Origin of the sequence: Vibrio sp. VPAP30 (genome assembly GCF_001188205.1) — a bacterium.
Classification (GTDB): domain Bacteria; phylum Pseudomonadota; class Gammaproteobacteria; order Enterobacterales; family Vibrionaceae; genus Vibrio; species Vibrio bivalvicida.
Genome location: NZ_LBLS01000026.1, coordinates 91,708 through 105,635 on the forward strand (window position 1 = coordinate 91,708; position 13,928 = coordinate 105,635).

12 protein-coding genes are annotated in these 13,928 nt (G+C 45.2%); 4 read left to right on the forward strand and 8 right to left on the reverse strand.

What is annotated here, in order from left to right; translation table 11 throughout:
• Nucleotides 1–232 precede the first annotated feature (232 nt).
• Both ZX61_RS10905 and ZX61_RS10910 read left to right on the forward strand, forming a co-directional pair.
• Nucleotides 233–2,056 carry a M4 family metallopeptidase gene (locus tag ZX61_RS10905; protein ID WP_049844658.1) on the forward strand — a complete coding sequence of 608 codons (1,824 nt, stop codon included), beginning with the start codon at nt 233–235 and terminating at the stop codon, nt 2,054–2,056.
• Nucleotides 2,057–2,197: 141 nt separating this feature from the next.
• The gene (locus ZX61_RS10910) at nt 2,198–2,749 is read left to right on the forward strand and encodes an adenylate kinase (protein WP_049844659.1); all 552 of its coding nucleotides are present in this window, start codon (nt 2,198–2,200) and stop codon (nt 2,747–2,749) included.
• Between the two features lie 4 nt (nt 2,750–2,753).
• On the opposite strand, the gene ZX61_RS10915 is transcribed toward ZX61_RS10910, so the two are convergent.
• Complete coding sequence (locus ZX61_RS10915) at nt 2,754–3,659, reverse strand: sterol desaturase family protein (protein WP_049844660.1); 906 nt, start codon at nt 3,657–3,659, stop codon at nt 2,754–2,756.
• A gap of 22 nt (nt 3,660–3,681) precedes the next feature.
• On the reverse strand, nt 3,682–4,695 hold the full coding sequence (locus tag ZX61_RS10920; protein WP_049844661.1) for a DUF2804 domain-containing protein: 1,014 nt from the start codon (nt 4,693–4,695) through the stop codon (nt 3,682–3,684).
• 150 nt (nt 4,696–4,845) lie between these two features.
• Between ZX61_RS10920 and ZX61_RS10925 the strand changes: the two genes are divergently transcribed.
• Nucleotides 4,846–5,877 (forward strand): AraC family transcriptional regulator, encoded by a 1,032-nt coding sequence (locus ZX61_RS10925; protein ID WP_049844662.1) that lies wholly within the window; start codon nt 4,846–4,848, stop codon nt 5,875–5,877.
• A gap of 113 nt (nt 5,878–5,990) precedes the next feature.
• On the forward strand, nt 5,991–6,512 hold the full coding sequence (locus ZX61_RS10930) for a DUF2058 domain-containing protein (RefSeq protein WP_049844663.1): 522 nt from the start codon (nt 5,991–5,993) through the stop codon (nt 6,510–6,512).
• A 120-nt stretch (nt 6,513–6,632) separates the two neighbouring features.
• On the opposite strand, the gene cspE is transcribed toward ZX61_RS10930, so the two are convergent.
• The 6 genes from cspE to ZX61_RS10960 all read right to left on the reverse strand — a co-directional run bounded on the left by cspE (nt 6,633) and on the right by ZX61_RS10960 (nt 13,911).
• Nucleotides 6,633–6,845, reverse strand: a complete 213-nt coding sequence (gene cspE / locus ZX61_RS10935; protein ID WP_004744614.1) for a transcription antiterminator/RNA stability regulator CspE — start codon at nt 6,843–6,845, stop codon at nt 6,633–6,635.
• Between the two features lie 500 nt (nt 6,846–7,345).
• The gene (locus tag ZX61_RS10940) at nt 7,346–9,946 is read right to left on the reverse strand and encodes a cellulose-binding domain-containing protein (protein ID WP_049844664.1); all 2,601 of its coding nucleotides are present in this window, start codon (nt 9,944–9,946) and stop codon (nt 7,346–7,348) included.
• Between the two features lie 378 nt (nt 9,947–10,324).
• A complete protein-coding gene (locus tag ZX61_RS10945) occupies nt 10,325–11,548 on the reverse strand; it encodes a beta-ketoacyl-ACP synthase (RefSeq protein WP_049844665.1) in 1,224 nt (407 codons plus the stop codon).
• On the reverse strand, nt 11,545–12,270 hold the full coding sequence (locus ZX61_RS10950) for a 3-ketoacyl-ACP reductase FabG2 (RefSeq protein ID WP_049844666.1): 726 nt from the start codon (nt 12,268–12,270) through the stop codon (nt 11,545–11,547). Before ZX61_RS10950 ends, ZX61_RS10945 begins: the two co-directional genes overlap by 4 nt.
• Nucleotides 12,267–12,731 (reverse strand): hotdog family protein, encoded by a 465-nt coding sequence (locus ZX61_RS10955; RefSeq protein ID WP_049844667.1) that lies wholly within the window; start codon nt 12,729–12,731, stop codon nt 12,267–12,269. The genes ZX61_RS10950 and ZX61_RS10955 overlap by 4 nt, the downstream gene beginning before the upstream one ends.
• Nucleotides 12,724–13,911: a beta-ketoacyl-[acyl-carrier-protein] synthase family protein gene (locus ZX61_RS10960; RefSeq protein ID WP_049844668.1), complete on the reverse strand. Its 1,188-nt coding sequence runs from the start codon at nt 13,909–13,911 to the stop codon at nt 12,724–12,726. Before ZX61_RS10960 ends, ZX61_RS10955 begins: the two co-directional genes overlap by 8 nt.
• Nucleotides 13,912–13,928: the final 17 nt, after the last annotated feature.

A 13,928-nucleotide genomic window follows, 5' to 3' on the forward strand; every position in this document is an offset into this window, starting at 1 on the left:
CATTAGTCGTAACTCATTGTTTCTTTGTGGATCAATTATTCCCTCTAGTTATCTAATCAATGCTATTGATTGGTTTGCGTAAACTGTGTGTGACGTAAAGTGAAAATTAATTTTGTCGCGAACTTGCAGATTTCTGTTGTGATCTTCCATGGTTAATGCGCGATTTATCGCTAAATACTTCCTATCTAGCGGTTGGGAAGAGGGAATTTCTACAAAATCACAGGAAAGAATAATGAACCAACAACGTCAATTAAGCTGGATGATCGCTGCTATCATGGGCACATCACTAAGTTGGGCTGCAAATGCGGCAGAAATGGTGCAAGTCAAAGACGATGCACTGCTACAGCAGACTCTACAAGCTCAGTCGAACAGCGTCGCTCCAGTGGAGACAGGTTTCGTTGAAGTAAAACGTGTCGTATTGCCAAATGGGAAAACCAAAGTCCGTTATCAGCAAACGCATTTAGGGTTACCTGTATTTGATACCTCAGTGGTTGCGACGGTTTCCAAAGATCAGCCGAGCCAAGTGTTTGGTATGATGGCACAAGGTATTGGTGCCGATCTTGCAACGATCAGTCCAACTCTTGATGAGAAGCAAGCGGTTGCTGCTGCGGTTTCAGCCTATCAAGGTCATTCTGTTGCAAAGCTAAATGTTGAAAACGAAAATGTTAAGCTAATGGTGCGTTTGGATGAGTCTCAAACCGCACAAGTGGTATACCTGGTGGATTTCTTTGTCGCGGCAGAGGAACCTGCTCGCCCTTTCTACTTTATTGATGCGATGACAGGTCAGGTACTTAAGCATTGGGACGGCTTAAACCACGCTGAAGCAACTGGTACTGGACCGGGTGGTAATTTAAAAACCAACCGTTATGATTATGGCAAAGACTTTCCAGGTTTTGCTATCGATAAAACGGGCACTAAGTGTAAGCTTGAAAATGCAGCGGTTAAAACCATCGATTTGAACCACGGGACATCTGGCAGTCAAGCGTACACATACGACTGTACTGATGGAACAAACTTCACCGACCACAAGTACATAAATGGTGCTTATTCTCCCCTAAACGATGCGCACTATTTTGGCAACGTTGTATTCGATATGTACAAGGAGTGGATGAACACCGCGCCACTGACGTTCCAGTTAACCATGCGCGTGCATTATAGCTCTGGGTATGAAAATGCGTTCTGGAACGGTTCTTCGATGACATTTGGTGATGGCAAAAACACCTTTTATCCGCTTGTCGATATTAATGTAAGTGCACACGAAGTGAGTCATGGCTTTACTGAGCAAAACTCTGGTTTAGTTTACGAAAACATGTCTGGAGGTATGAACGAAGCATTCTCTGACATCGCAGGTGAAGCAGCAGAGTACTACATGCGTGGTAACGTGGACTGGATCGTCGGTGCAGATATCTTTAAATCTGAAGGTGGGCTGCGTTATTTCGAGCAGCCTTCAAAAGACGGGCGCTCAATTGACCACGCATCTCAATACTACGATGGTCTAAATGTTCACTACTCAAGTGGTGTATTTAACCGTGCTTTCTATTTGTTATCGAACAAGAGTGGCTGGAATGTACGCAAAGGTTTTGAAGTCTTTACCGTAGCCAACCAACTTTATTGGACTGCAAATAGTACCTTCGATCAAGGTGCGTGTGGTGTAGCAAAAGCTGCTGCTGATATGGGTTACAATGTAGATGATGTCAAGGCAGCATTTACCACGGTTGGAGTTGATGCAGGCTGTGGCGCTACTCCTCCAGGAGGCGATGTTCTTAAGAAAGGTGAGCCTATCGCTAATCTAAGTGGCAACCGTTTGGCGCAAGATTTTTACACCTTCACGGTAGACGCTGCATCAAATGTGGTTGTTTCTATCTCAGGTGGTTCAGGTGATGCTGACTTGTATGTCAAAGCAGGCAGCAAGCCAACGACCAGCAGCTACGATTGTCGTCCATACCGCAACGGTAATAGTGAGCAATGTAGTGTATCAGCACAAAAAGGCGTGACTTACCATGTGATGCTGCGCGGTTACACAAACTACTCTGGCGTGACACTAAGACTTGATTAAACTTACGATCTTAGACATATGACTTAGGGCATCTTCGGATGCCCTTTTTAGTCTGGTGCTATTCGCAACATTTCTCTTGATTGAATGTGCAACTTGTGGTCTACTCTCGCCCCTTTTTTAACGAGTATACAAGGAGTTACAATGCATAAAGTGAATGTTGTAGGGACAAGTGGTAGTGGGAAATCAACCTTTAGTGCTCAGCTAGCAAGTGCTCTTGATTGTGAGTATATCGAGATGGATCGCTTGTTCTGGAAGCCTGATTGGCAGGAGTCCCCAGACTTAGAGTTCTTTGCCAAGATTCGCAATGCATTGAAAGGCTCAAGTTGGGTGCTCGATGGCAACTACAACCGTACACGGAAAGTGAAATGGGAGAACGTCGATACCGTTATTTGGGTAGATTATTCTCTCCCGCGGACTTTGTATCAGTCGATAAGCCGAGCGATACAGCGAAGTCTCACAGGCAAAGAGCTTTGGCCGGGAACAGGGAATCGAGAATCTCTTACTAAGTCTTTTCTTAGTCGTGATTCGATAATCCTCTGGACGTTAAAGACTTACCGCAGCAACCAAAAGCGTTACCTAGCAGACATGATCAACCCAGATTATCAGCATATTCGCTTTGTTCGCTTGCATAGCCCTAAACAAGCACGGCAGTTACTTGAAGGCTTGCGCAAAGAGCACAGTGTCGACGGTTAGTCTGTTACTGATTGGCTTCTTCTATAGGCTGTTTTGAATCCTTTGTTTCAATAGCCACGGGTTTATCAGTGGGAGGTGCAAGCAAGATCATCAGCCTCTGTCTTAATGACATATGCTTGCTGCGCGCATCATGGAACATATCTCGCCATTCGGTAAAGGTCACTATAAGTGGGTTGTAGCTGTCGATAGGCTTGGTGATCCCATAGCGTACGGTCTCCACTTCTGGTGCAAACGTACCGAAAAGCTTGTCCCAAATAATTAAGACCCCAGCATAGTTCTTATCGATATACTGTGGATTACGTCCATGATGGACTCGATGATGCGAGGGTGTGTTAAAAATGAGCTCGAGCTTACCCAGAGAGCGAATCCACTGAGTGTGGACGAAAAACTGTAGCCCCAAATTTAGCAGCACGGCGAAGACAACCCATTTCGGCTCAAAACCTATGATGACCAAAGGAACCCAAAACAGCCACATGCCAGCAATAGGGTACATTAAGCTTTGGCGAAATGCGGTGCTAAAGTTCATTCTTTCCGAGCTATGATGCGCGACATGAGCCGCCCACATCCAACGGATACGATGGCTAGCGCGATGAAACCAGTAGTAGCAAAAGTCCTGCAAAATAAGCAAAACAATGAAAGAGGTCGCGTTCATGTCAATGTCGAGCAATTTCCAACCAAACAGCCAAAAATAGAGTTTTACGATGACTAGACCTGTCAGCAGATCCGCTAATTGATGCATACCTGCTAACGAAAAATTGCACAGCACCTCTGGCAGTTTATAGGCGGAGTTTTTAGGCAGTCTTCCTCCTCTTTGGCCTATGACATATTCTGCCACCATCAAACCAATAAATAACGGAGCGAGCAGCATGAGTAACCATTCAGGATGGTCAATAATTGTTTGAAATTCCATATATTGTCTCCGTCACAGATGGTTACCATTTGGCATAGTGATCTTCTGTTAGCCCCAATACGTTATTGAACGGATGTTTTTGTCCATTTCCGTCGATAACAAAACCATCAAAAAGGCCAATAAACTGACGAAAATTGCTTTTAAGTAGCAACAGATTGAGCTTTTCACTGCGTCTATTGAGGGGTTTAAAGCTAAGTTCTACTCGGCCATCATCTGAGTGGACACGCCAATCTCGATCGATATGGTCGCGGTCAAATAAGAAGTGAACTGGGCTGAGTAGGTGTCGCTGTCCATTTACCCATAATGCGTTTTCACAGCTTCCGGTTTCATTGACACCTGCGGCTAAGTTGAGGCCAAGCAACGTATGGTCTTGGCTTGAATTGATATTTGCCCAACGCCAGCTTGTTTCGCGGCGCATGTATCCGGCAGAAAAGTCATAGCTTGCCAATGCTCCTTCTAGACTCTCTGGTTTGCCGTTGATTTCAAGAACACCTTTAACAGCAAGGGCATTGTGTTTTTGGGTATACGTCCAACCTGAGTAAGCGGTTGGTGTGCACACGCAAAGCGGCAGACTTGCTTCAGGGGAATACAAGGCAATATCAAGTTTTAGATCCCTGCTATGAACTTTGACTTGCCACTGCCCTTGCTCAATCTCGAAACGTAGTTTTGCTCCTGCAATATGGCTAACCCCTGAGTAAGGAGACTGGGTCATTTTCTTATCGAGCGACAGCGGTCTTAACCAATTTTGTTCACTGAGCGAGTTGTTCTCTATATCGTAGACATAACAAAAAGACGAACCAAGATAACGAATGTCTGCAATAGCGAAGCCTATAATGAATCGAGCCGTTTTTAGGCTGACAAACTGAAACTGCTTATAGTGAAAGTACTTGGTAACTGAATTAGCACGTTTGTCCATGGTATTGCGATAATCAAAACGATCGGCTGTGATTTGTTTTGGAATTCCGTCAAAGTGGCCATAGCTAGGTTTACCGTCTGAAGAGACTAAATTCTCTGGTGCCGCTTGGGTTGAAATCATAATTTAAATTTACAAATGATTAACACTTGGTTTATTTTGCTCCAAACTAGGCATGCTCGTCAGGTCATTACCGGACACAACCCAAGTCTAGGTCACAAAATCTGGCCCGAAATACCAGTATGCTGAAAAAAATGTTGGGGCTTGTTAAGAATGGAAATTGTCGCTGAATATCTACCTATAGACTATCGCCATCAGTTGGGAGTGATGGATATCGCCTTACTGCTAGAGGCTTTTGAGAGCTTTGGTTTTAAACCTGATCCAATTTTAGAAGAGATCGGTTTAGGGCATTTGGATTGGCAAAGTGAAAAAGCGCAGATGACTTATGCTGATAAGTTGATGCTATTTCGTCAAGTGAATCAGCAGTTTAAAGATGTCGGAGTAGGTCTATTGGTGGGGGAAAGGGCGAAATTGAGTCATTTCGGAACTTTAGGCTATGCCATTTTAAGTAGCCGAACAGTGGAAGAGGCAATTAAAACTGGCTTTAAATACCTTAACCTCAATGGCCCCGTATTTTCTGTACAAGTGATAAAAGAGGGCGAAACAACGTCGATTGTACTGGAAAATGTACTCGATATTGGCGAGCTATTGCCATTTTGTAGTGAGTTCTTTTTTAGTGCGCTTGTTGCCCTGTTTGAAGAACTTTCAGGCAAACCATTAAAGGTGAACTCATTGAGTCTTATTTATCCAAAGCCTACCTATTGCCACAAGTATCATGAACGTTTTTCTTGTGCGGTCCAGTTTGAGGCCCGAAGCCTGGCACTCAGTTTTGCTTCTTCTCTCTTGGCATTACCTGTAAAAACGCACAATGCTGATATGTTGAGTCATTACCTTAAAACATGCCAATCGGTAGAAGAAGCTTTGCAGTCCCCTTATTTGCTGACCAACCAAATCAAGACGATCTTGTATCAAAGTGCAGGTGTGTTTCCTTCGATAGAAGAATTGGCAGCGCAGTTCGGATACTCCTCACGGACCTTGAGAAGAAGGTTAAACGAGTCTCAGGCTAGTTATCAGAGTTTGGTGAGCGAAGTTCGTAGTGATATCGCAAAAGAGTTCTTGCTCAGGACCGAGCTGACAATCGAAGAGATCGCCTTTCGGTTAGGATATAGCGACACTGCTAATTTTCGAAGAGGGTTTAAATGTTGGACAGGAATGACACCACAGCAGTTTCGGGGAGAGTGCTGAAATATGTCCGCTGTATCTATTGCTCGGGAGGAAGCAACCTTCGGGGAATATGGTCTTTATTTGCCTAGTTCTAACCGTTAAAATGACACAAATTGATATTTTTTGGAAGACCCATGGCAAAACTGACACTTCAAGAGCAAATGCTTAAAGCAGGCTTAGTGAATGAAAAAAAACTTAAGAAAGCGAAAAAAGGCTCAAAGAAATCTCGCGTTCAAGCCCGTGAAGTTAAAGCGGCAGTCGAAGAGAGCAAGCGCCAACAACAAGAGCGTGATAAAGCGTTAAGTGAAGAACAAAAAGAACAGCGCTTGTCGAAAGAGATTAAAGCGCAAATTAAGCAACTGATAGAGATGAACAAACTTGATCAGAAAGATGGCGAAATCAAATACAACTTTACCGATGGTACGCTTGTTAAAGCAATCTACGTAGAGCAATTGATCCGCGACCAACTTGCAAAAGGCATTTTGTCGATTGCGCGCGCCGATGATACTTATGCGGTTATTCCAAGTAGCGTAGCGAATAAAATTGGGATGCGTGACGAGAGCGTAATCATCGAACAAAATGCACCAGCGGAAGATATCTCTGCAGAGGATGACCCATACGCAGATTTTGTCGTGCCAGATGATTTGATGTGGTAATCGGTTTTAACGTTAGCTCTACTTTGGTAGGGCTTTTTGTTGGTTGCTTTAGGTAATAAAAAACCAGCCACTAGGGCTGGTTTTTTGAATCTTATAATTGACGTTGAAGTCAATCTAAAATTAAGCTGGTACTACGTTAGCAGCTTGTGGGCCTTTTTGACCTTGTTCAACTTCAAAAGAAACCTGTTGGCCTTCTTTTAGAGTTTTGAAACCTTCAGAAGCGATAGCACGGAAGTGAACGAATACGTCAGCACCGCCGTTTTCTGGAGTGATGAAACCGAAGCCTTTCTCTTCGTTAAACCATTTTACGATACCAGTAGTTTTGTTAGACATGATGTCTTCCTTATGTAAGTTAAGTTAATCTTCTATATGCACTGAAAATTTGAACTAATTAATGTAACGATGAAGCTAAGGGAAACCTAAGGATAACAACGGTAACGCGGTTTACTAAGAATTTACTTTCGACTTGCTGTTTCACTAATAACTCTGAATTGCAGAGCACGTAGATAGTACCTGAACTCTGGGCTTTGTAAAGGTTTATTATACTGGTAGGGCAACTTTCGTAGCAGATTGTTCAAATTTTATAGAAAAGCCCCCAATAAAACGGCTCTATATTGTTAGATTTCACCTTTACCAGCTTTGCGAGTAGCTTCTTGAGCCGAGGTGATTTTGAATAGAACCCCCACCATTACCTAAATTCGTTCTTTATCACTTCCTTATTTATCAAAGGTGAGCTGATTAAGTGCTTTAATAGTAACAATTTTAAGCTTATCTTGAAAAAGCAAAAGCTCCCGAAGAGTGGGAGCTTTTTTCATTATTACAACAATGAAAGATTATTGAGGATTTAGCCCCAGAGTTTGTAAGACAAGTTTGAAGTTGTCTTGACGTTCTTTAACCGCGTGAACTTCACCACTCACCGGACAATGGCTATCAGGACAGCCACGGTTTACGATGCCTGAGACTGCGTCGATAAACTCAGTGCCTTGTAGGCCACCGTCAACGTATTTCTTCAGCTCGGTATGGTAGTTCCATTGTGCGTAAGGCCCACCTTCATCATTGTAGGTTTGTACTGAACTCACCCAGTAGAATAGACCAGCAATCCATTTAATTTCTCGGTTTTCTTCTGAGCTACAAATTAAGCCAGGGTTAGAACAGAAGTCGAGATCAGCATAAAGAGGGTTCGCAGGAGGTGCTTCAACCACAACACCATTCACTGTAGTTCCTACGGTATCTGGGTCAACATGAGAGCGCCCCATGAAGTGGTTTAGCGTACCGAAGTTTTGGCGACCTGTAGTTTGAATCACACCACGGCCCCACCAACCACAACCTTCGACAGTTCCGTTAGTGTCGCTACCATCCCAGATGAATTTACCGGCTTTCTGACCTTCGTAGACTTTACACTCACCACGTTCCCAAACTTGCTTAGAGGTGTCTACACTGGTAGGGACTTCCATACAGTGACCGTCGTTTGTCCACCGGCCAACGTTACCGTTAACCAGTAAGCCTTTCTCTGCAAGTACGGAGTCTGGTGCTGCGAAAACAGGCGCTGGAGCACCGTACCATTTCGCATTGGTTAGTGCAGTGACTTCCATCTTCGGATCGCGAGGGCACGAGTAAGGATGGTCAATGCCCGTAACCGGGTCTTTACCATAATCGGCGTATTTCTGACCTAGCTGACCACAACTCGCTGTCATCGGGTAGTTAACCGGAGCACCGTACCTTACTTCAGACCAGTTGTTCTCATCACAAGCGTTGTAGCGAATGGTTTCTTGCATACTTTGCGCTAAGAATGCGGCGATTGCGACTTTTGCGTAACGTGAATTTGTCGCATCATCGGCAGCATCGTCTAATAGCCAGAAGGTATTACCCGCGACGCCGACATTGTGCATTGAATTAAGACCCGCTAAGAAGTCATTCCATTTGTATACCGTCGATGGTGCCCATTGTGCTTGAGCCACCTCATAAAGGAAGGCTTGGTTGTTCATTGCATTTTCAGCGCTTGCCAACTCAGCATTCAATGAGGTGATTCGAGTTAGTGGCCCATTTTTCACGCTTTCACCAACGTAATACAAAGGAACGGCTGCAGTCTGGTAGCGAGCGATCTTGGTATTTAGGTCAGCACTGTCAGTATCGAATAAAATCGCAAAAATGTTACTGTGTGCGGCTTTGCGAATATGGCGGTCACCAGAGTTATTGCCTAAGAAGTAGGTGGAAGCCTGAGCGGTTGGAATCGAAGAAAGTAGCGCCGGTGTTTTGATATGGTCAGACACTTGTTTAACGTATTCTAACGCATAGTGCCATTGCTCATCGGTAAGAGCGGCAGTCGTTGCTGATTTAGTAAAGGCAACAAAGTCGGCTTTGTTGAGTGAGTCTGCTTTATAAAGCTCGAAACTTGCCAACAGATCTGAAGACGCGCCAGAAGCGGCGTTCCAGACTGCTCGTTTACCTGAATGAGTGTTGTAAGCAAATTCACCAATGCTCAATGTCCAGCCAAATGTAGCCTGTGGTGCAAGCGCTGAAATGACAAGGTTATGCGCTTGTGCCCAACCTTTAACATCATCTGTAAGCGTATTGATTGCGTTAACGTCAATTTGGCTTTGGGTGCCAGTAGCGTCTACCGCCGCGGTTAGTGCTTGTTTCACCGCGACAGTGCCAAGTGCTGCGCCTTTATCGGCTGTCGCTGTGTCCAACACATCGCTGTTAATAATTATTGAAGTCGAGCCAGCAAGGTCTGCCGCTTGAATCAAGACCACGAAGGCGTCAGTCAGTTTGGCAATATTTGCAAGGTCTTGGCTATTGACTGTACTAATGGTCAAGGTGGATGGTGCATCTAAACTCTCAGGGCTTGCGACCACAAAGTTACTTGGCCAGCCGCTGACTTCGAGCCGAACTGGGTCCATTGGGTTTGGCAGTTGCAGTGCAGTTGTTCCACCAGAAGAGCCACTGTCACAGTCTAGGTGGTGCCCCCAACTGCTGTCACTACCAGGAATGGAAGATGTCCACCAGTTTGCTTTATAGGCAACATTGTCATTAACCATGATGTCGCCACCAGTGGCATGATCGTCTTGCGTCCAATTTGGATAGACGTTGAATTCAGCACAGACTCCAGTAGCAGGTGTTGGGTCTGGCGTTGGATCTGGGGTCGGATCGGGAGTAGGGTCAGGTGTTGGATCCGGTGTCGGGTCCGGATCAGGCGTTGGCTCTGGTGTTGTTCCACTGACCAGTTTCCATGGAGAATCCCATTCATTGGCGTGGTTGTCAGTAGGGCTTTGTCCTGCATTCACCCACCATTTAGCCTCGTAGGTATTTCCATCGACGGTTACTTGACTGCCACCGGAGTAGCTCTTCGTCGCATCGTAAGGTTCTGCAGCGTATAGGCTGCCACTTAAAACAATACACGCTAACGAAGCCGCTAACTTGCTCATTCTAAACATAATAGTTCCTTTCTACTCGTTATTTTATTATTTCCGTTTCACGCTCTAACGCTTATAAACTGCGTATGGTTAGATAAATAATTACCTAAAAATAAGTTAGCAAGTCTTGGCAGGAATAGGTGGGAAATCGGCTATGCTAAGAGCGTTATGCGGCTGAAATCACGAGATAATGAGTAATTTATTGCATGTTACTTAATTGTTAAAAATAACTTGTGAGATTGCTTCAGTTTTGGATTTTCCCCAAGCCTAACCAGCAAAAATTTTGCGCAAGTACATAGAATTATTAGAGAAACGAGAAACGAGAAACGAGGGGGAGAGAAGACAGCCAAGTCACGGTCAGACTTGGCTGAGAAGAAAACCAAACAAAGCGAGCTTGAGTTAGATCCTTTTAAAGATAATTGACGTGTTGATGCCACCAAAAGCAAAGTTATTGCTCATCAGGTATTCCACCTCAAGTTCGCGACCGTTACCAGTTATATAGTCGAGGTTACCACACTGCTCGTCTAATGAGTCTAGGTTTAGCGTTGGGCTAAACCAACCAGAATGCATCATCTCTAGACTCAGCCATGCTTCAATAGCACCACAAGCTCCAAGAGTATGGCCGAAGTAACTCTTAAGCGAACTGATAGGCACTTTGCCTAATGCGTTCGCGGTGGCGTTACTTTCAGCGATATCACCACGATCCGTCGCAGTACCATGCGCTGAAACATAGCCGATTTTCTCCGGTTCGATTCCCGCATCTTGCAGCGCCATCTCCATACAAATCTGCATGGTTTCCATCTGTGGTTGGGTTACATGAGCGGCATCGCAGTTGCTGGCAAAGCCAATTATTTCAGCATAGATCTTTGCGCCACGTGCTTTAGCATGCTCATACTCTTCAAGAACTAATGTACCAGCCCCTTCACCAATCACTAGGCCATCACGATGAGTATCGTATGGGCGAGGAGTACTTTTGGGAGTGTCGTTCTTTAAGCTGGTGGCAAATAGGGTATCAAAGACAGCAGATTCAGTCGGGCACAGTTCTTCACCGCCACCAGCCACCATCACCGTTTGGTAGCCATGTTTAATCGCTTCGTAGGCATAACCAATTGCTTGGCTACCCGAAGTACATGCGCTGCTGGTTGGAATGACACGGCCTTTCAATCCAAAGAACAGCCCAACGTTGACTGCTGCGGTGTGTGGCATCATTTGAACATAGGTGGTTGCTGTGATGGCTCTGGTTGATTTCTCATTAAGCATCACGCCAAATGCACCAACCGCGTCGGTACTACCCGTAGATGATCCATATGCTATGCCAGTTTGACCATTGGTCAGGATGTCTGCCCCTAACAAACCAGCTTGATCTAGGGCATTTTCTGTCGCCACGGTCGCCAAGCGAGAAACACGACCCATACCACGCACTTGTTTGCGTTTGTAATGTTTTGGTATTTCAAAGTCATCGACAGGGGCGGCGAGTTTAGTGTTTAAACCATCGTACTGCTCGTAAGATGGCATATATTGTGTGGCGTTTTCACAGGCTCTAAGCTTTGGCTCAATCGTTTGCCAGTCGTTACCAAATGCAGTAACACCCGACATACCCGTAACTACGACGCGGCGGCTCATATTAAACCTCCATTAACTGAGATTACTTGGCGAGTCACATAGCCAGCAATGTCAGACATCAAGTAGCTCACCAGACCTGCGACTTCTTCAGGCTCACCCATGCGGCGGAGCGGAATTTGTGGCATTGCGTGCTCTTTGACGTGGTCATCGACCATGCCTGTATCAATCAGGCCAGGAGCGACACAGTTTACAGTGATCTTACGTTTAGCAAGCTCAAGTGCAAGAGATTTAGTTGCACCAATAACGCCCGCTTTTGCTGCGCTGTAGTTGGTTTGTCCACGGTTACCCATTAGACCAGATACCGAAGCGAGAGTGACGATTCGTCCACCTTTTCGCTTTTGTACCATAGGCATTACACATGGGTGAAGTACGTTGTAGAAGCTATCTAGGTTGGTATGGATGACACCATCCCACTCTTCTTCAGTCATGGCTGGAAAAGCGGTATCGCGTGTGATCCCTGCGTTATTTACTACGCCATAGTATGCGCCATATTCTGCGATGTCGACTTCTAGCTTAGTCCGACATGCTTCGCGATCACTGATATCAAATTGAATTAGGCGGCCAGTACCACCGTTAGCTTCGATAGTGTCTAATGTTTCCTGAGCGCCTTGCTGGTCACCCATGTAGTGGACTGCAATGGAAAATCCATCTTTAGCCAATTGAATGGCGATGGCTTTACCGATGCCTTTACTTGCACCTGTCACTAAAACTCGTCGGGTCATTGTTGACTCCTGATTTTCATTTCTTTTAATTTTTGTTCGGATGGTACGTAAACATTTAACTGACAGCTAGCAACTATCTTCTGTTCGAACTCGATACGGGCTGTAAATACGGCCATACCATTGTCTTCCATCATTTTCTCTGCGTATACATCAAGTACCTGACCTTGTGCGAAATGGTCACAGTGAGACGTGTAACGGCGACTACCTAGAAGAAAACCTATAGGAGGCTTTTGCTCTTGCTGCATGGCATGATAACCAGACCAAGCCGCTACTGATTGTGCCATAAACTCAATCCCGACATAGGCAGGAATGCTGTTTGACTTTAAGTTGAAGAAAGGGTTCTTGGCACCAATATCCACCTGACAGTGAATGGTTTCTTGTTGTATGTCTAGCGCACGATCAATAAGTATCATGGGCTCATCGTGGGGCAGCAGTTGCCCAATAGCAGGATAGTTAGTCATGGGTATAACCAAAAATGAGACTAATGTTATTACCACCAAATGCAAAAGAGTTACTTAAAATGGCTTTGCCTTGCAGTTTCGTTGGTGCTTCAACCAGTGAAACATGGATGTCATCTGCTTTGTTTTGGCAATGCTGAATGGGGAGTGGTAAATCGTGTACTAAAATATGCCACGCAATCGCGGCTTCGGTAGCGCTTGCTGCGCCAAGCGTATGACCTGTTAACGGCTTGGTTGAGCTGACTGAAACCTTGTCACCAAACAGCCGATAAATGGCTTTGCTTTCCATGCTGTCGTTGAGTTGGGTAGCTGTACCGTGCGCATTAATGTAACCAATGTCAGCAGTGGTTAATCCTGCGTTATCCAATGCTTTTTGCATGGCTTGCTCTGCGCCAATTCCTTCTGGATGAGGGGCAGAGATATGGTGAGCGTCTGAACTATCACCTGCGCCAAGCAATGCCACTTTTGACGGTTTTTTACTGAGCAGCATTAGAGCGGCCGATTCGCCGATATTGATGCCGTCACGAGAGTCGCTAAAGGGCTGACATAGATTCTTAGATAGGGCCTCTAAGCCGTTAAAGCCGTTCAATGTTAGTCGGCAAATGGTATCGACACCACCAACAATGACTGCATCGGCGAGTCCACTGTTGAGAAGGCGCTGAGCAGTAATGAATACCCGACCACTAGAAGAACAAGCGGTAGAAATCGCGTAACAAGGGCCTGTAATACCGAAATAAGTGGCGATAAAGTCACTGGCGTTGCCAAGTTCTTGATTACGATAATGGTAAGTGTCAGGAAAGTCGCCACTAATTAACTTCTGTTGGTAGGCAGTTTCGCCATCAGCAATCCCCGATGTGCTAGTGCCGATAATCACTGCAACTCTTGATGCACCATATTCGCCAATAACTTGTTTTACAGACTCTTCGATCTGCTTAAGGGCGGATAATGCAAGCTGATTATTGCGTGTATTGAAGGCTTGTAAGTACGTGGGAATTTCGGGCAGCGATTGTGCTATACGACCGACAACCGTCGAGGACTTAGTATTGAGTATATCGTCATCTCGCACCATGTTAGATGTGGATTGATCGGACAGGCATTGATGAATCTGAGAGGCCTCAGATCCCATTGCAGAATGAAAACCGCAGTCTTGGATAAAAATGGGTTTTGAAACTTGTGTCAACATGATGGCTATCTATGGAG

What these genes read in the sequence shown, in the direction of transcription:
- ZX61_RS10920 (WP_049844661.1), bottom strand. Translation starts at nt 4,695, where the DNA reads ATGATTTCAACCCAAGCGGCACCAGAGAATTTAGTCTCTTCAGACGGT.
- ZX61_RS10925 (WP_049844662.1), top strand. Translation starts at nt 4,846, where the DNA reads ATGGAAATTGTCGCTGAATATCTACCTATAGACTATCGCCATCAGTTG.
- ZX61_RS10905 (WP_049844658.1), top strand. Translation starts at nt 233, where the DNA reads ATGAACCAACAACGTCAATTAAGCTGGATGATCGCTGCTATCATGGGC.
- ZX61_RS10960 (WP_049844668.1), bottom strand. Translation starts at nt 13,911, where the DNA reads ATGTTGACACAAGTTTCAAAACCCATTTTTATCCAAGACTGCGGTTTT.
- ZX61_RS10930 (WP_049844663.1), top strand. Translation starts at nt 5,991, where the DNA reads ATGGCAAAACTGACACTTCAAGAGCAAATGCTTAAAGCAGGCTTAGTG.
- cspE (WP_004744614.1), bottom strand. Translation starts at nt 6,845, where the DNA reads ATGTCTAACAAAACTACTGGTATCGTAAAATGGTTTAACGAAGAGAAA.
- ZX61_RS10955 (WP_049844667.1), bottom strand. Translation starts at nt 12,731, where the DNA reads ATGACTAACTATCCTGCTATTGGGCAACTGCTGCCCCACGATGAGCCC.
- ZX61_RS10945 (WP_049844665.1), bottom strand. Translation starts at nt 11,548, where the DNA reads ATGAGCCGCCGCGTCGTAGTTACGGGTATGTCGGGTGTTACTGCATTT.
- ZX61_RS10915 (WP_049844660.1), bottom strand. Translation starts at nt 3,659, where the DNA reads ATGGAATTTCAAACAATTATTGACCATCCTGAATGGTTACTCATGCTG.
- ZX61_RS10910 (WP_049844659.1), top strand. Translation starts at nt 2,198, where the DNA reads ATGCATAAAGTGAATGTTGTAGGGACAAGTGGTAGTGGGAAATCAACC.
- ZX61_RS10950 (WP_049844666.1), bottom strand. Translation starts at nt 12,270, where the DNA reads ATGACCCGACGAGTTTTAGTGACAGGTGCAAGTAAAGGCATCGGTAAA.
- ZX61_RS10940 (WP_049844664.1), bottom strand. Translation starts at nt 9,946, where the DNA reads ATGTTTAGAATGAGCAAGTTAGCGGCTTCGTTAGCGTGTATTGTTTTA.